This is a genomic window from Vallicoccus soli, from assembly GCF_003594885.1.
Taxonomy (GTDB): Bacteria; Actinomycetota; Actinomycetes; order Motilibacterales; family Motilibacteraceae; genus Vallicoccus; species Vallicoccus soli.
Genome location: NZ_QZEZ01000010.1, coordinates 64,538 through 80,511, shown reverse-complemented (window position 1 = coordinate 80,511; position 15,974 = coordinate 64,538). Strand labels below are relative to the sequence as shown.

The 15,974-nt window shown below is 77.1% G+C and carries 15 protein-coding genes; 7 read left to right on the top strand and 8 right to left on the bottom strand.

Annotation, left to right across the window (positions count from 1 at the left end; genetic code table 11):
• The first annotated feature begins 50 nt into the window (after positions 1 to 50).
• The 6 genes from kamD to D5H78_RS17280 all read left to right on the top strand — a co-directional run bounded on the left by kamD (position 51) and on the right by D5H78_RS17280 (position 6,346).
• Positions 51 to 1,610 (top strand): lysine 5,6-aminomutase subunit alpha, encoded by a 1,560-nt coding sequence (gene kamD / locus D5H78_RS17305; protein ID WP_119951790.1) that lies wholly within the window; start codon positions 51 to 53, stop codon positions 1,608 to 1,610.
• Positions 1,607 to 2,407 carry a lysine 5,6-aminomutase subunit beta gene (gene kamE / locus D5H78_RS17300; RefSeq protein ID WP_119951756.1) on the top strand — a complete coding sequence of 267 codons (801 nt, stop codon included), beginning with the start codon at positions 1,607 to 1,609 and terminating at the stop codon, positions 2,405 to 2,407. Before kamD ends, kamE begins: the two co-directional genes overlap by 4 nt.
• Positions 2,404 to 2,823 (top strand): 3-aminobutyryl-CoA ammonia lyase, encoded by a 420-nt coding sequence (kal, locus tag D5H78_RS17295; RefSeq protein ID WP_218566746.1) that lies wholly within the window; start codon positions 2,404 to 2,406, stop codon positions 2,821 to 2,823. The genes kamE and kal overlap by 4 nt, the downstream gene beginning before the upstream one ends.
• Before the next feature lie 518 nt (positions 2,824 to 3,341).
• The gene (lnt, locus tag D5H78_RS17290) at positions 3,342 to 4,946 is read left to right on the top strand and encodes an apolipoprotein N-acyltransferase (protein WP_218566745.1); all 1,605 of its coding nucleotides are present in this window, start codon (positions 3,342 to 3,344) and stop codon (positions 4,944 to 4,946) included.
• Positions 4,943 to 5,785 carry a polyprenol monophosphomannose synthase gene (locus D5H78_RS17285; protein WP_119951755.1) on the top strand — a complete coding sequence of 281 codons (843 nt, stop codon included), beginning with the start codon at positions 4,943 to 4,945 and terminating at the stop codon, positions 5,783 to 5,785. Before lnt ends, D5H78_RS17285 begins: the two co-directional genes overlap by 4 nt.
• Positions 5,786 to 5,788: 3 nt before the next feature.
• Positions 5,789 to 6,346 carry an FxsA family protein gene (locus D5H78_RS17280; protein WP_119951754.1) on the top strand — a complete coding sequence of 186 codons (558 nt, stop codon included), beginning with the start codon at positions 5,789 to 5,791 and terminating at the stop codon, positions 6,344 to 6,346.
• A 132-nt stretch (positions 6,347 to 6,478) separates the two neighbouring features.
• Here the strand turns inward: D5H78_RS17280 and D5H78_RS17275 are convergent, their stop codons facing one another.
• The gene (locus tag D5H78_RS17275) at positions 6,479 to 6,835 is read right to left on the bottom strand and encodes an RNA polymerase-binding protein RbpA (RefSeq protein WP_119951753.1); all 357 of its coding nucleotides are present in this window, start codon (positions 6,833 to 6,835) and stop codon (positions 6,479 to 6,481) included.
• Positions 6,836 to 7,207: 372 nt separating this feature from the next.
• The gene (locus D5H78_RS17270; RefSeq protein WP_119951752.1) at positions 7,208 to 8,206 is read right to left on the bottom strand and encodes a DMT family transporter; all 999 of its coding nucleotides are present in this window, start codon (positions 8,204 to 8,206) and stop codon (positions 7,208 to 7,210) included.
• Between the two features lie 34 nt (positions 8,207 to 8,240).
• Between D5H78_RS17270 and D5H78_RS17265 the strand changes: the two genes are divergently transcribed.
• Positions 8,241 to 8,813 (top strand): TetR/AcrR family transcriptional regulator, encoded by a 573-nt coding sequence (locus tag D5H78_RS17265; RefSeq protein WP_245941695.1) that lies wholly within the window; start codon positions 8,241 to 8,243, stop codon positions 8,811 to 8,813.
• Positions 8,814 to 8,926: 113 nt separating this feature from the next.
• On the opposite strand, the gene D5H78_RS19455 is transcribed toward D5H78_RS17265, so the two are convergent.
• From D5H78_RS19455 to D5H78_RS17240, 6 genes are all read right to left on the bottom strand, one after another.
• Positions 8,927 to 9,082: a hypothetical protein gene (locus tag D5H78_RS19455; RefSeq protein ID WP_165865783.1), complete on the bottom strand. Its 156-nt coding sequence runs from the start codon at positions 9,080 to 9,082 to the stop codon at positions 8,927 to 8,929.
• 87 nt (positions 9,083 to 9,169) lie between these two features.
• Positions 9,170 to 9,682, bottom strand: a complete 513-nt coding sequence (locus D5H78_RS17260) for a DUF1206 domain-containing protein (protein ID WP_119951750.1) — start codon at positions 9,680 to 9,682, stop codon at positions 9,170 to 9,172.
• A gap of 40 nt (positions 9,683 to 9,722) precedes the next feature.
• The gene (locus D5H78_RS17255) at positions 9,723 to 10,130 is read right to left on the bottom strand and encodes a nuclear transport factor 2 family protein (protein ID WP_119951749.1); all 408 of its coding nucleotides are present in this window, start codon (positions 10,128 to 10,130) and stop codon (positions 9,723 to 9,725) included.
• Positions 10,127 to 11,419, bottom strand: a complete 1,293-nt coding sequence (locus tag D5H78_RS17250; protein WP_119951748.1) for an MFS transporter — start codon at positions 11,417 to 11,419, stop codon at positions 10,127 to 10,129. The genes D5H78_RS17255 and D5H78_RS17250 overlap by 4 nt, the downstream gene beginning before the upstream one ends.
• Positions 11,416 to 12,687, bottom strand: coding sequence for an aminotransferase class I/II-fold pyridoxal phosphate-dependent enzyme (locus D5H78_RS17245; RefSeq protein ID WP_218566744.1), 1,272 nt, complete (start codon positions 12,685 to 12,687; stop codon positions 11,416 to 11,418). The genes D5H78_RS17250 and D5H78_RS17245 overlap by 4 nt, the downstream gene beginning before the upstream one ends.
• Entirely contained in the window at positions 12,684 to 15,941 is a 3,258-nt protein-coding gene (locus D5H78_RS17240; RefSeq protein ID WP_133412088.1) for a putative bifunctional diguanylate cyclase/phosphodiesterase, read from the bottom strand. The genes D5H78_RS17245 and D5H78_RS17240 overlap by 4 nt, the downstream gene beginning before the upstream one ends.
• Between the last annotated feature and the right edge of the window lie 33 nt (positions 15,942 to 15,974).

Here is a 15,974-nt window from a genome sequence, read left to right as displayed (position 1 = left end):
GCACGGGCCCGGCGGCGCCGACGTCCCCGTCGAGCCCGCCCGGCCCCGAGCTGCACCTGGACCCCGACCTGGTGCGCCGGGCCCGGGCCCTCGCGCAGCGGGCCACCGAGCCGGTCGTCGCGCTGGCGCGCACCCGCACGACGGTGAGCGTCGAGCGCGCGCTGCTGCGCCTCGCCGGCGTCGAGGGCGCCGACCCCGAGCGGATCCCGTGGGCCAACCGGCTCGTCGACGCCGTCCGCGAGCAGGTCGGCCTCGAGCACGGGGTCGCGCTGCCGGTGTGGGACGCGCTCGCCGAGCAGGGCCTCGGCGGCGGGCACGACGGGCTCGTCGCGCTGGCCCAGCGCGCGTACGCGGGCGGCGTGCGGTTCCGCCTGCCCGCCGGCCGCGACGCCACCCGGGCCCGGCGCGCCGCGGCGCGCGACGTGCGCGCCGGGGTGGGCCGGGTGGACCGGCGCCGGCGCGAGCGCGAGCGCCTGGTGGCGCGGATCGGCGACGCGCCCCGCCAGCCGTGGATCTACCTCATCGTCGCCACCGGCGACATCCACGAGGACATCCCGCAGGCGCAGGCCGCCGCGCGCGCCGGCGCCGACGTCATCGCGGTCATCCGCTCCACCGGCCAGTCGCTGCTCGACTACGTGCCCGAGGGGGCCACCCGCGAGGGCTACGCGGGCACGTACGCGACGCAGGAGAACTTCCGGCTCATGCGCGCGGCCCTCGACGAGGTGTCCCGCGAGCTCGGGCGCTACGTGCGGCTGACCAACTACGCCTCGGGCCTGTGCATGCCGGAGATCGCGGTGCTCGCCGGGCTCGAGCGCCTCGACATGATGCTCAACGACTCGATGTACGGCATCCTCTTCCGCGACATCAACCCGGTGCGCACCTTCGTCGACCAGCGCTTCAGCCGCCAAGTCCACGCCCGCGCCGGGATCGTCATCAACACCGGCGAGGACAACTACCTCACGACGGCCGACGCGGTCGAGGCCGCGCACACCGTCACGGTCAGCCAGCTCGTCAACGAGGCGTTCGCCAAGGAGGCGGGGCTGCGCGACTGGCAGCTCGGCCTCGGGCACGCCTTCGAGATCGACCCCTCGCTGCCCGACTCGTTCCGCCTGGAGCTGGCGCACGCGCTGCTGGCCCGCACGCTCTTCCCGGACGCGCCGCTGAAGTGGATGCCGCCCACCAAGCACATGACCGGCGACGTGTTCCGCGGCTACCTGCTCGACGGCTTCTTCAACCTCGCCGGGGCGCTCACCGGGCAGGGCATCCTGCTCGTCGGGATGATGACCGAGGCGGTCGTGACGCCGTTCCTGTCCGACCGCGACCTCGCCCTGCAGAACGTCCGGTACGTCCTCGACGCCGCCGGCGGCCTGCGCGAGGACTTCCGCCCGGCCCCCGACGGCCTCATCGCCACCCGCGCCCGGCAGGTGCTCGGCGAGGCGGTCGACCTGCTCGAGCGGGTCGTCGACGACGGCCTGCTGCAGGCGATCGCCGACGGCACCTTCGGCGTCACCCGGCGCCCGGCCGACGGCGGGCGCGGCCTCGACGGGGTCGTCGAGCGCGCGGACGGCTACTTCGACCCCGCGGGCGACCTGCTGGAGGCGGCGCCGTGAGCAGCGCGCGCACCGCGACGACCCCACCCTCCCCGGCGGCCAGGGCGGCCCACCCCGTCGTGCGCCCGTACGGCGACACGACCGGCGACGGCATGGTGCAGGTCTCCTTCACCCTCCCGGTCCCGCACGACAAGCGGGCCGAGGGCGCCGCGCTGCAGCTCGCGCAGAAGATGGGCCTCGACCCGGCCCTGCTCGTGCACGCGAAGGCGATGGGGCCGGACTTCACGTTCTTCGTCGTGTACGGCTCGGTGCGCCACGTCGTGGACCTCGGCGCCGTGCAGGTCGTCGAGCGGGAGTACCCGCTGCTCGGCACCAAGGAGGTCAACCTCGCGGTGAGGTCGAGGCTGCGGCGCAAGCTCGTCGTCGTCGGGGCGACGATCGGCACCGACGCCCACACCGTCGGGATCGACGCCATCCTCAACCTCAAGGGCATCGCGGGGGAGAAGGGGCTCGAGCACTACCGGGAGCTGCGCGTGGTGAACCTGGGCTCGCAGGTGGCGGTGCCCGACCTGGTGGCCCGCGCGCGGGCCGAGCGGGCCGACGCGGTTCTCGTCTCGCAGGTCGTGACCCAGCGCGACGCGCACCTGGCCAACACCCGCGAGATGGCGGCCGCGTTCAACGAGAGCTACCCGAGCGGGCGGCGCCCGCTGCTCGTCGTCGGCGGCCCGCGCTTCGACGAGGCCATGGCCGCCGACCTCGGGGTCGACCGCGTGTTCGGCCGCGGGTGCACGCCCGGCGAGGTGGCGAGCTACCTCGTCCACGCGCTCGTCCCCGCACCGCGCGGGGGCGCGCGGTGAGCGCGGGCGCCGGCCCGGAGCCGGGGCTGCGCGTCGTCCACCGCCGCTACGTCCCGCACGCGCACGCCCACTACGGCGGCGCGCTCGTCGACGGCGCGTACGTCCTCGGCCTGTTCGGCGACGTCGCCACCGAGCTGTGCGTGCGCACCGACGGCGACGAGGGCCTGTTCGCCGGCTACGACGAGGTCCGCTTCGTCGGGCCGGTGCGCGCGGGGGACGTCCTGGAGGTCGAGGCGGTGCTCGAGCGGGTGGGGCGGCGCAGCCGGGGGGTGGCGTTCACCGCGCGCGTGCTGTGCCGGGCCGCGCCGCAGCGCGGGCCCTCGGCCGCCGACGTCCTGGACCCCCCGCAGGTGTGCACGACGGCGCGCGGGACGGTCGTCGTACCCCCGCAGCAGCAGGACGACGACACTGCGTGAGGTGTGATCGACGCCGCGTCCACGGCGTGTCGCCTCGACACGCCGGGCGGATCCGTGAGGAACCGGTGGAGACCAGGTGTCGCGGCGGTGGCGCTGACCTGCATCGTTGCGCGAACACGCAGGTCAGGAGCCGGTTGACACCGTCGGGCAGGGCAGTAGCGTCGACCCCGTCCACCACGGACGTCCGAGCGGTCGCCCCGTGGTGCACGTCGATCCCGGGCCAGGGATGCGGACGGGGATCCGCCCGTCCTCCCGCACGCCAGGTCCGGCGCCGGCGGCGTGCGCAGCGGGGGCGGGGACCGCTCGGGCGGTGAGACGCGGGAGGGGCCCGGACGCCCAGTAGACAACGGTGTCGCAGCCTGCAGCCGGCAGGAGCGCACCGGTCCGAAGGGCGCTCCGGGCCCGCTCCCGGCCGGTCCGGCACCTCCCGGCGGGCACGGGAGCACGCCCCGCGGCGTTGTACCGTCGGACACCCGCCCGTGCAGGCGGGCCGGCGGGTGCGGGAGGGGCGGACGAGCGTGGCGCAGAGCGCACCGGCGCGGCCGTCGCCGTCCCCGCGGGCCACCGGTCCCGGCGCCCCCCGCCCTGCGCGCGGGCGCCTGCGGCTGCTCGCCGCGGCCGGCACCGGCGCCGCCCTGACGCTGGCCTTCCCGCCGTACGACCTGTGGTGGGTCGCGTCGCTGTGCGTCGCCGCCCTCGCGCTGCTGACCCGCGGGGCGACGCCGCGCCGTGGCGCGCTGCTCGGCCTGCTGGCCGGCCTCGGCTTCTTCGTCCCGCTGCTGCACTGGTCCGGGGTCTACGTCGGCCCCGTGCCCTGGCTCGTGCTGGCCGCGGTGCAGGCGCTCTACCTCGTGCCGCTCGGCGCGGCGTCGGCGCTCGTGCAGCGCCTGCCCGCGTGGCCGCTGTGGGTCGCGGCGCTGTGGGTGGGGCAGGAGGCGCTGCGCACCCGCTGGCCGTACGGCGGCTTCCCGTGGGGCCGGCTGGCCTTCTCCCAGGCCGACGCGCCCACCCTGGGGCTCGCCGCTGCCGGCGGCGCGCCGCTCGTCACCGCCGCCGTCGCCCTCGCCGGGGCGCTGCTCGCCGCCGCCGTCCTCGCCCTGCGCGGCGCCCGGCCCGCGCGGGGCGCCGCCGCGGGTGCCGGGGCGCTCGCGGCGGTCCTGGCCGGGCTGGCCGTGCCGGTGCTGCAGCCCGCGCCGGCCGACGGGCCGACCGTGCGGGTCGCGCTCGTGCAGGGCGGCGTCCCGCGCCTCGGCCTGGACTTCAACGCCCAGCGCCAGGCGGTGCTGCGCAACCACGTCGACGCGACCCGCCGGCTCGCCGCGGACGTGCGCGCCGGGCGGGTGCCGGCCCCCGACCTCGTCGTCTGGCCGGAGAACGCCTCCGACGTCGACCCCTTCCGCGACCCGTCGGCCGCCGCGCTCATCAGCGGGGCCGTCGACGACGTGGGCGTCCCCGTGCTCGTCGGCACCCTCGTCGGCGCGGGGCCGGACCACGTGGAGAACACCGGCGTCGTCTGGACGCCGGGCGAGGGGCCGGGGGAGCGCTACGTCAAGCAGCACCCCGTGCCGTTCGCCGAGTACATCCCGCTGCGCGAGGTCGCGCGGGTCTTCAGCGACGACGTCGACCGGGTGGGGCGCGACATGGTCGCCGGTGACCGCACCGGCGTCCTGCAGGTCGGCCCGGCGACGGTCGCCGACGTCATCTGCTTCGAGACCGGGTACGACGGCCTGGTCCGCGACGCCGTGGCCGGCGGCGGGCAGGTCGTGGTCGTCCAGACCAACAACGCGACGTTCGGGCGGACCCCCCAGACCGAGCAGCAGCTCGTCATGACCCGGCTGCGGGCCGTGGAGCACGCCCGGACGGGCCTGGTCGTCGCCACCAGCGGCGTCAGCGCCGTCATCGCCCCCGACGGCGCGGTCCTGGACCGCGCCGAGGTGTTCACCGCCGAGACCCTGCACGCGGAGGTACCGCTGTCCAGCACGCTGACCCTGGCCACGCGCGCGGGGGCCTGGCCCGAGCTCGCGCTCACCCTCGCCGGGCTGGCCGCCCTCGCCGCCGCCGCCGCGCCCGCCCTGCCCGTCCTGCCCGCCCTGGCCGCCCGCCGCGCCCGGGGGCGGCGGTGACCCCGGCTGCGCCGGCGGGGGAGCCGGCCGGCACCGACCGCGGCCGGCTGGGGCGCGTCCTCGTCGTGGTGCCGACGTACGACGAGGCGGAGAACATCACCCCCATCGTCCGGCGGGTCCGCGCGGCCGTCCCGGACGCCGACGTGCTCGTCGTCGACGACGCGAGCCCGGACGGCACGGGCGAGGTGGCCGAGCGGCTCGCCGCGGCCGACCCGCACGTGCACGTGCTGCACCGCACCGGCAAGGAGGGGCTCGGCGCCGCCTACCGCGCCGGCTTCGCCTGGGGCTCCGAGCGCGGCTACGGCGTGCTCGTCGAGATGGACGCCGACGGCTCGCACCAGCCCGAGGAGCTGCCGCGGCTGCTCGAGGCCCTGCGCGGCGCCGACGTCGTGCTCGGCTCGCGCTGGGTGCCGGGCGGGCGCATCGAGAACTGGCCCCGCTCGCGGGTGCTGCTCAGCCGCGGCGGCAACACGTACACCCGCCTCGCCCTGGGGATCGACCTGCGCGACGCCACCGGGGGCTACCGGGCCTACCGCAGCGAGGTCCTCGACGAGCTCGACCTGGCCAGCGTCGCGTCGCAGGGCTACTGCTTCCAGGTCGACCTGGCTTGGCGGGCGCTTGAGCGGGGGCGGCGGGTCGTCGAGGTGCCGATCACGTTCGTCGAGCGCGAGCGCGGGGCCAGCAAGATGAGCCGGGCGATCGTCGCCGAGGCGCTGTGGCGGGTCACCGCCTGGGGCCTGGCCGCCCGGGGCGCCCGGCTGCGCGGCCTCCTCGCGCCCCGCACCGCCCGTGACGCGCCGGCAGGCGGCGTCCGCGGCGCGACCCGAGGGAGGTCCTGAGCCGTGCCCGCCGTGCTGACCCTGCTCTTCCTCGTGGTGCCGCTGGTCGAGGTCTACCTCATCGTCCAGGTGGGCCAGGCGGTCGGCGCCTGGACGACCGTCGCCCTGCTCCTCGCGATCTCCGCGCTCGGCGCGTGGGTGGTCCGGCGCGAGGGCCGGCGCGCCTGGCGCGGCCTGCAGGCGGCGCTGCGCGGCGGGCGCGCCCCCGAGCGCGAGCTGGCCGACGGGGCGATGGTCCTCGTCGGCGGCACGCTGCTGCTCACCCCGGGGTTCCTCACCGACGCGGTCGGCGTGCTCCTCGTGCTGCCCCCGACCCGCGCCCTGCTGCGCGGCGCCCTGCTGCGCTGGCTCGCCCGCCGGGCGCTGCGCGCGGCGGGGCTGCCGCCGGAGGCGGCGCGGGCGTTCGGGATCGGCGGCCGGCGGCGTGGCGGGACCGGCGCCGGCGGGGCCCACGCCGGACCCTGGGGCGCCCGCCCCGGGAGCCGGGAGCGGGTCGTGCCGGGCGAGGTCGTCGAGGGCGAGGTCGTCGACCGGCCGTCCCGTGAGCCGGGCGAGCGCTGAGCGCTGGGGGCGCATCCGGCCCGGACGTGCGACGAGCCACGCCGCTGGGGGAGCGACGTGGCTCGTGCGGGGCGCCGTCGGGGAGGGGCGCCCGGGGGTCCGCCCGCGGGGGGCGGTGGTCGGCCGTCCGCGTCAGGCGGACTTGCGGGTGGTGCCGGTCGGGCCGTTGCGCAGCAGGTCCAGGCGCTCCTCGAGCAGGACCTCGAGCTCGGCGATGGAGCGGCGCTCGAGCAGCATGTCCCAGTGGGTGCGCTGCGGCTTGACCTTCTTGGGCTCGGGCTGCGCGGTGTCGGTGCGCAGGGCCTCCTCGCCGCACACCCGGCACTCCCAGGTGGCGGGGATCTCGGCCTCGACCGAGAACGGGACGCTCGTGCGGTGCCCCTGCGGGCAGTCGTACGCCGTGATCGCGCGCGGCGCCTGCTCGACGCCGGCGTCGGTCTCGTAGCTCTGGGCGCCGAGGCGCGAGCCGCGCAGTGCTCGCTCGCTCATGCAGGTCCTCCTGACGGTGGGTCGCTGCCTGTTCGAACGACAGGTACCCGCTGAGGATTCCCCGACGCGGCACGCCCAGGACATCCGACGGAAACTACACGGACGTCGTACGGCGCTGCGCGGCGGGCCGCCGGCGTCCTGCCGTGCAGCGCTGCCGTGCGGCGCTGCCGGCTCGGCCCGCCGGGCGCAGGAGCGCGCCCTCGGGCACGGCAACGCAGCGCGTCGGGACACGGCGTCGGGACACGGCGTCGGGACACGGCATCGGGACACGGCATCGGGACACGGCATCGGGCTGGCGCCGCCGGGCCGCCTGTGGGTGCCCCTCACGGGTGCCGTGGCCCCTCTCCTGAACCGCCGATAATGCACATTATGTCACTCTGCAGCAGGGACGGGCCTACGAGCCCCCTCACGGGCCGCCGGGGCGCCCCGGCCCGCCCCGTCCCCCGCACCGACGAGCCCCGTGGCGAGCAGGGCGAGCACTAGCCCGGCGACGGTCAGCGGCGTCACCGGCTCGCCGAACGCCACAGCGCCCCAGGCCGTCGTCACCGGCGGCACGAGGAACAGCAGGCTGCCGACGGTCGTGACGCCCACCCGTTCCAGCAGCAGCCAGTACAGGCCGTAGCCGCCGAACGTCGGCAGGACGACGAGCCAGGCGGTCGCCAGCCAGAAGCGCAGCTCGCCGGGCACCGTCGCCGCGCCCGCGGCGAGCGCGAGGCCCGAGAACAGCACGGCCGAGGTCGCGGAGTGCACCGCGAGGTCCCCCAGCGGGCGCGGCGGCGACGGGTCGCGGCGCTGCAGGAACGTCGCGGCGACGAGGCTGAGCATCCCGGCCAGCGGGACGGCGTACGCCCACCCGGGCGCCCCGGTGCGCGGCGACGTCGCGTCGGCCCAGGTGACGAGCAGGACGCCCGCCAGCCCGGCGGCCAGCCCCACCCACTGCCGCCCGCGCACCGCCACGCCGAGCAGCGGGCCGGTCAGCGCCGCCACGACGAGCGGCTGGAGGCCGTCGACGAGCGCCGTCGTCCCCGTGCTGACGCCCAGCGCCACCGCCCAGTAGACGCTCAGCAGGTAGCCGGACTGCGACAGCGCACCGACCCCCACCTGGCGCAGCAGGCGCCCTCGCCCGACGGACGCACGCGGCTCCTCCGCGGACCGCCGGCGGGCCCGGCGGCGCAGCACGGCCGTGAGGACCAGCAGCCCCGCGGCCAGCGGCAGCATGCGCCAGAGCAGGACGGTGAGGACGTCGTACCCGGTGGTGCCGACCTTGGCGCCGACGAACCCCGAGGACCAGCAGACGACGAACGCCGCGCACAGCGCGACGAGCCCCGCCCGCGCCCGGACCGCCTGCAGTACACCGATCGGTCTACTCATGCCGGCAGAGTACCCCGACCGGTATAGTCCACCCGTGGATGCCGCCATCGACTGGACGCCCGGCGCCCGCGCCGTGCTGGACGCCGCCTCCGAGCTCTTCTACGCCCGCGGCGTGCACGCGGTCGGCGTCGAGGCCATCGCCGAGCGGGCCGGCGTCACCAAGAAGACGCTGTACGACCGCTTCGGCAGCAAGGACCGGCTGGTGCTGGAGTACCTCGCGGCGCGGGACCGGCGCTGGCGCGAGCTCGTCACGGCCCGCCTCGACGCGGCCGGCGCCGGCGCCGAGGAGCGCCTCGTGGCGCTGTTCGACGCGTCCGGGGCCTGGGCCGCCGCCGAGGGCGGGCGCGGCTGCGCCATGGTCAACGCCCACGCCGAAGTGGACGACCCGGAGCATCCCGTGCACGGCCTCGTGGTCGGGCACAAGCGCTGGGTGCTGGGCCTGTTCCGGGACGTCGCGGGGCGCTCACCCGTCCCCGACCCCGACGCCACGGCCCGCGCGCTGGCCCTGCTGCACGAGGGCGCCCTGGTCTCCTACGGGCTGGGGGCGCTCGACCACGTCTTCGCGACCGCCCGGGACGCCGGCCTGCTCCTGCTGCGCGCGCGCTGAGGCCCCGGGCGGGCGTCCGGGACGTCCGGGACGCCCGGGAGGTCGTCGAGCGAGCGGGCGTCCCGCGGTCCGCCTGCGCGCCGGGGTCGGCCCGGCGCGGTGACGCCGCCCGCCTACTGGCCGAGCTGGTTGTCGGTGGCGAGGTACGCCTGCTGCGTCCCCTCGTCGTCGTCGCCCGCCGGGGCGGCCTGCACGGCCTCGTCCTCCGGCGGAGCCTCGCTCGTGCTCTCGGGGCCGTGGTGGCCGCCCGGGGTCGGGTCCTCGTGCACGGTGCCTCCTCGCGTCGTGGCTGGGTGCTCCCCCGGTGCCCGCTCCCGCGCGGTCCAGACCCGGCAGCCCGCCCCGTCGGGCGGGGTTCAGAGGCGGGCGTACCGGGCGCGGGCGAGGCTGTAGGCCCCGTACGCGACGAGGCCGGCGGCGACGACGAGGAGCAGCGCGGTGCCGTACGGCTGCTCGCGCAGCGCCTGCAGCGCCCCGTCGAGCCCGGTCGCCTCCCCCGGCGCGCCGCGCACCCCCGCGACCCCGAACAGCACCCCGACCACGCCGAGCACGACGCCCTTGGCGACGTACCCGGCGACCCCGAGCCGCTCCACGAGCCGGCCGACCCGCCCCACGAGGTCGTCGCGGAAGCCGCGGGTCAGGCCCTTGTGCACGTGGTACGCGCCCACGGCGAGCACGCCGAGGCCGACGAGCACCACGAGGACCCGCCCGAACGGTGCGTCGAGCAGCGTCGCGGTCGCCTCGGCGCTCTGCCGGCCGCTGTCGCTGCCCCCGCCGGTGGCGAACCGGGCGGCGGTCCAGGCGAGCACGCCGTACACGACGGCCTTGCCCAGCGCCTCCACCGCGTCGCCGGCCTCGCCGCGGCGCACCGACGCGGTGCCGTCCGTGAGCTGCCACAGCGCCCCACGGTCAGGGGGCGGCGGGGGCGGGCTCGGAGCCGGTGAGCGAGCGCCACAGCCAGTGCCCGGCGTGCTCCTCGAGCACGCCCGAGAGCCGGTACGGGAAGTCCTCCCGCTCCCCCGCCGCCGTCGCGCTCCCCCGCGCCTCGCAGACCACGTGCAGCGCGCGGCCCACCGGCACGACCGCGCCGGCGAGCGGGGCGAACGCGTACGCCTCGTCGCGCCCGAGCACGTCGGTCAGCAGGGCGCGCAGGCCGTCGCGCCCGACCGCCACCTCGCCCTCCTCCGAGCCGGCGTAGAGGACCGCGTCGCCGGGGGCGAAGCAGGCGAGCACCGCGTCGACGTCGCGGGCCGCGAAGGCGGCCGAGAGCCGGCCCACCGCCTCCGCGACCGCGTCGGCGCCGTCGGCCCGCGTCATGCGGCCACCGGCACCGGCGCGGGCTCGCCGGCGGGGGCGACGGCGCCGCGCTCGGGCGCGCGCATCCCCGGCAGCAGCAGGAACGCCGCGGTGACGGCCGCGCCGAGCACGCCGGCGACGACGAGCGTCGTCCGGGCGCCGAGCAGCGCGGCCGCGGGCGCGGCGAGGGCGTACGAGAGCGGGACGAGGGCGAGGGAGACGAACCAGTCGAGGCTCGACACCCGCCCCAGCAGGTGCGGGGGCACGAAGCGCTGCTTGGTCACCGCCCAGGCGACGGTGCCCACCGCCTCGAGCCCGTTGACGAGGGCGCAGGCCACCGCGAGCTGCCAGGTGCTCGTCGCCAGGCCGTAGCCGGCGACGGCGAGCGTGGCCAGGGCCCACGCGACGTACGTGAGGGTGACGAACCGCCGCGGCAGGCCGCACTGGCCGACGACGGCGGCGGCGAGCAGCGCGCCGAGGCCGCCGCTGGCCAGCACCAGGCCGAGGGCGTGGGCGGAGAGCCCCATCTCCTCCTTGACGAGGTACGGCAGCAGCACCTCGGTCGGCCCGAGGAAGAGCAGGTAGCTGAAGGTGGCCGCGACGAAGGTGGCCCAGAGCCAGACGTGGGAGCGGACGTACGAGAGCCCCCCGCGCAGCGCCTCCCACGCCGAGCCCTCCCCCGCCTCCACCGGCGGGCGGGTCCGCAGCCGGGCGATGCACAGCGCGCAGACGAGGAAGCTCGCCGCGTCGAGCAGGAAAGCGGTTCCCGTCCCCAGGCTCCCGATGACGACGCCGCCGAGCGCCGGCCCTGCGATGCCGAGGGCGAAGGGCCGGACGAGCTGGTCGAGCGCGTTGGCCTGCACGAGCAGCCGCTCCGGCACGAGCGACGGGACCGTCGCGTCGAAGGCCGGGCCGAAGAACGCCGCGGCGCCGCCGTAGAGCGCCGCCGCGACGTAGAGGTGCGGCACCTCCAGGGCCCCCGTGACGGCCAGCGCCCCGACGGCGGCGAGGACCGCCGCGCGCAGCAGGTCGCTCGCCACCATGAGCAGCCGCCGGTCGGCCCGGTCGCTGAGGACGCCGCCGGCGAGCAGGAGCACCACCTGCGGCACGGACATCGCGACGCCGACGAGGGACATCGCGGCGGGCGAGCCCGACAGGTCGTACACCTGCCACGCGAGCGCGACGAGGAACAGCCCGTCACCGAGCAGGCTCACCGACATCCCGGCCCAGAGCAGCCGGAAGTCGCGCAGCCCCAGGGGCTCGGCGAGGTGGACCCGGCGCCGGGTGCCGTCCTCGTCGAGGGTCCTCACGCCGCGGCGTCCTGCTGCTCGGCCTCCTGCAGCGGGAAGCGGCGCGCGAGCTCGCTCAGCGTTTCGCAGAGCTCCTCGACCTCCTCGTCGGTGTTCGCGGCCGTGGTCTGCACGCGGAACCCGACCTGGTCGCGCGGGACGAGGGGGTAGGCGGCGAGGGTGACGTACACGCCCCGGTCGAAGAGGAAGTCGCCGACGGCGTCGATGTCCTCGGCGCGGGCCAGCGGCACCTCGATGATGGGGAAGCCGCTGCGGTTGGGCGTGCGCACCCCGAGCGCGTCGAGGTGCCCGAGCACCCGGCGGGTGCGCCGCAGCAGGTCCTGGCGCAGGGCGTCGCCGCGGCGCTCGTTGACGTCGAAGCCGGCGAGCACGGTGGCCAGCGAGGCCGTCGGGGACGGGCCCGAGTAGAGGTACGGCGGGGCGGCGACCTTGAGGTGGTCCTTGAGCCACGTGGGCAGCGCCAGGAACGCGAGCAGCGAGGAGTAGGCCTTGGAGAACCCGCCGACGAGGACGAGGTTGTCGTACGTCTCCCCCGCGTGCCGCACGATGCTGTTGCCGCGCAGGCCGTACGGGTTCGCCGCCGTCGGGGACTCCCCCACCACGCCGAAGCCGTGGGCGTCGTCGACGTAGAGCAGCGCGTCGTGGCGGCGGCACACCTCGGCGAAGCGCACGAGGTCCGGCGCGTTGCCGGTCATGCTGTTGACGCCGTCCATGGCCACGAGGACCTGCTCGCCCGCCGGGATGCCGGCGAGGACCTCCTCGAGGTGCTCGACGTCGTCGGCGCGGAAGCGGTGCATCGTGGCGCCGCGCCCGCGCGCGACCGCGCAGCCGTCGTAGATCGTCTTGTGCGCCTGCGCGTCCATGACGACGTGGCCGGTGCCGGCGAGCACGGGGATCACGGACATGTGGATGTGGGTGATCGTCGGCAGGACCAGGGTGTCCGGCGCGCCGAGCAGCTCGGTGAGGCGCTCCTCGATCTCCAGGTACGGCCGCGGGTTCCCCAGCAGGCGCGACCAGCTGGGGTGGGTCCCCCAGCGCTCGACGAGCGGCGGGATCGCGGCCATGACCTCGGGGTCGAGGTCGAGGCCGAGGTAGTTGCAGGACGCCCAGTCGACCAGCCACTGCCCGCCCACGCGGATCCGCCGGCCGCGGACCTCGTCCACCGTCGCGTCGTACATGCGGTTGCCCGAGCGCAGCCGCTCCAGGTCCGCCCAGCGGCCGCTGCCGCCGCTCGTCCGGGCGAAGAGGCCCGCCGGCATCGTCGTCATGGTGCTCCTCGGTCGGGTGCGAGCGCGACGGCGAGGGGTCGGTCGTCGCGGGGCGAGGTCGTCGCCACGCCCCTCCTCGGCAGGGGCGGCCGCGGGCTTGAGCCGTCCGGGTGAGCGGGCGCCACCAGCTCGGGACGGGGCAGCAGGTCGGGGCGGGCGAGCAGGGCGGGCACCGCCGCGGCGGGCACCGGGCTGCTGAAGAGCCAGCCCTGCGCGTGCGTACAGCCCAGGCGGTCCAGGGCCGTGCGCTGGTCCTCGCGCTCCACGCCCTCGGCCACGAGCTCGAGGTCGAGGGTGCGGGCGATGCGCACGATCGCGTCGACGAGGGCCTCCTGGCCGGGCTCGTCGAGGCCGCGGACGAAGGACTTGTCGATCTTGAGGATGTCGACGGGGAAGCTGCGCAGGTAGCCCAGGGAGCTGTAGCCGGTGCCGAAGTCGTCGATGGCCAGGTGCACGCCCATGCCCTTGAGGCCGGCGAGCGCGTCGCGCACCACGCGGTCGTCCTCGAGCAGCAGCGACTCGGTGAGCTCGACGACGAGCCGCCCGGGCGCCACCCCCGCCGCCGCGAGGGCATCGCGCACCTCGTCGACGACGCCGGGCAGGCGCATCTGCACCGCGCTGACGTTGACGTGCAGCCGGGGCGCGGCGCCGTCCCACGAGGCCAGCTCGCGCAGCGCCTGCTGCAGGGCCCAGCGGCCCAGCGGGACGATGAGCCCCGTCGCCTCCGCGACGGGGAGGAACTCGTCGGGGCCGACGAGGCCGCGCTCGGGGTGCTGCCAGCGCAGCAGCGCCTCGAGGGCGACGACGCGGCCGGTGCCCGTCTCGACGACCGGCTGGTGGACGAGGTGGAACTGCCCGGTGGCCAGCCCGGCCTCCAGGTCGGCCCTGGTCTCGAGGCGCTCGGTCATCGACGTCTGCAGGAGCGGCTCGAACCGGCGCCAGCGGCGCTTGCCCTCCTCCTTCGCGGCGTACAGCGCGAGGTCGGCCTGGCGCAGCAGCTCGCCGACGTCCCCGGCGTCGCGGTCGCTGGCGATGCCGACGCTGCCGGAGACGCTCACGGTGCCGGCCGCCAGCTCGAAGGGGGCGCTGAGCGCGGCGACGAGCCGCGCGGCGACCCCGTCGACGTGCTCGGGGCCCTCCACGTCCTCCAGCAGCAGCGCGAACTCGTCGCCGCCGAGCCGGGCGGCGGTGTCGCCGGCCCGCGCCACGCCCTCCACGCGGCGGGACACCTGCACGATGAGGTCGTCCCCGGCACCGTGCCCGAGCGTGTCGTTGACCTCCTTGAAGTCGTCGAGGTCGCAGAACAGCACGCTCACCGCACCGCCACCGCGGCTGCGCCGGGCCAGCGCCTGCGCGACGCGCTCGTTGAACAGCACGCGGTTGGCGAGGCCGGTGAGCCCGTCGTGGAAGGCCCGGTGCGCGAGCTCGCGCTCCAGGGTGCGCCGCTCGGTGACGTCCCGGAGGGTCAGCACGAGACCGCGCACGACCTCCTCGCCGCGCAGGTCCGACATCACCGCCTCCACCTCCACGGCGCGCGCCGGGCTGCCGGAGCCCAGCAGCCGCAGGTCCGCGGTGTGGGTGCCGGGGCCGGCCGCGGCGCGCACCCGCACGAGCAGCGCGAGGACGCGCTCGACGTCGTCCGGGTGCACGAGGGCGCGCAGGTCGCAGCCCTCGACCTCCTCCGGCGGCCAGCCGAGCAGGCGGGCGACGGAGGGGGTCGCGAAGCGCACCCGCTCGGCCTCGTCGAGCACGAGGATGACGTCGGAGGTGTTCTGCACCAGGGCGCGGAACCGCTCCTCGCTGCGCCGGGCGACGAGCGCGGCGTCGAGGCCGGCGCGCACGTGGGCGAGGACGACCTGCGCGACGAGGGTCTGCAGGGCCTCCTGCACGGCGAGCAGCTCCAGGCTCGTCCCGGCCACCACGACGACCCCGTCCGGAGCCGCGTCCGGCCGCGGGCGCACCGGCACGAGGAGCACGTCGCGCGCGCCGGCCCAGTGCACGAGGTCCACCGGCACCTCGCCGCGCGAGCGCTCCAGCAGGCGCGTGCCCCCGTCGGCGCACCGCCGCAGCGCGACGGCCGCCGGTCCCGCGCCCCCGGCCGCACCGTCGAGCACCACGTCGTGCCGCAGCCCGGGCCCCAGGACCGCGGGGACCGCGCGCAGCGCGGTGGCCCGCACGTCCTCGGTGGTCGTCGCCGCCGCGAGCTCGGCGGCGGCGCCGCGCAGCGCCACCTCGCGCTCGACCGACGCCTGCTGGGCGCCGACCAGGTCGGCGAGCCGTACGAGGACCACGACGAAGAGCGCGCCGCTGGACACCGCGATGACGGCGAGGTCCCGCTCGGAGCCGGCGACCGCGTGCTGCAGCAGGATCGCGGGCGCGACGAGCGAGGCCCCCGCCAGCGCCGCCAGCCGCAGCCCGCGCAGGCGCGGCGGGGCCGCCGGCTGCGGCTCGGTGAGCTCGCGCATCGACGGGTCCAGCGCGGCCAGGCCCCAGAGCGCGTAGCAGGCGAACCAGACGAGGTTGAGCCCGCCGCCCTCCACCCACGTCCCCTGCAGCTGCAGGAGCGCGTACACCACGTCGACGAGCAGGAGCAGCACGGCGCCCGCCGCGAGCAGCACCAGCGAGCGCGAGCGCCGCCCGCCGCTGCTCAGCAGCCGGGCCAGCATCGCCAGGCAGAGCACGTCGCCCAGCGGGTAGGCGCTCGAGACCACGCGCTGCAGCAGCGGCGCGGAGGCGTCGACGACGGTGGGCGTGACGACGTACGTCCACGCGACGAGGCCGAGGCCGAGGGTGACGCAGAGGGCGTCGAGCAGGGCGCCGCGGTCGTGGTGCACCTCGCGGCGCCGGCGCATCGTCGCCAGCGAGGCCGCGAGGAGCGGGTACGTCAGCAGGTAGACCGGGTCGGCCACGGACGGGAAGGGGTTCTGCGCGCCGGTGAGCGCCACGACGAGGCTGTACGTGGAGTCCCCCACCACGAAGGTCAGCAGCGCCGCGGCGAGCAGGTGCCAGGCCGCCGCGGCGCGGGGCCGGTGCCGGCGCGCACCGTGGAGCACGGCCGCGGTCGCGGTGACGCTGATGCCGGCCGAGCACCAGGCCTGGGCCGCGGGCACGGCGACGTACCCGGCGGCGAGCAGCGCCCACGCGGTGCCGTACACCGCCGCCAGGGCCCGCAGGGGCAGCCGCCGCGCCGGGGGGACCACCGCCGCCCCGCCCCCGCCGCCGCGCGGCCTGACCCTGCTGCTGGCGTCGTCCACGCTCGCCCATCGGCAGGGAGCACCCGGCCTTGA

Bases quoted from the DNA above. Each gene is read 5' to 3' on its own strand.
- D5H78_RS17275 (WP_119951753.1), bottom strand. From the start codon at position 6,835: ATGAGCGAGCGAGCACTGCGCGGCTCGCGCCTCGGCGCCCAGAGCTAC.
- D5H78_RS17270 (WP_119951752.1), bottom strand. From the start codon at position 8,206: ATGAGTAGACCGATCGGTGTACTGCAGGCGGTCCGGGCGCGGGCGGGG.
- D5H78_RS17255 (WP_119951749.1), bottom strand. From the start codon at position 10,130: ATGACGCGGGCCGACGGCGCCGACGCGGTCGCGGAGGCGGTGGGCCGG.
- D5H78_RS17245 (WP_218566744.1), bottom strand. From the start codon at position 12,687: ATGACGACGATGCCGGCGGGCCTCTTCGCCCGGACGAGCGGCGGCAGC.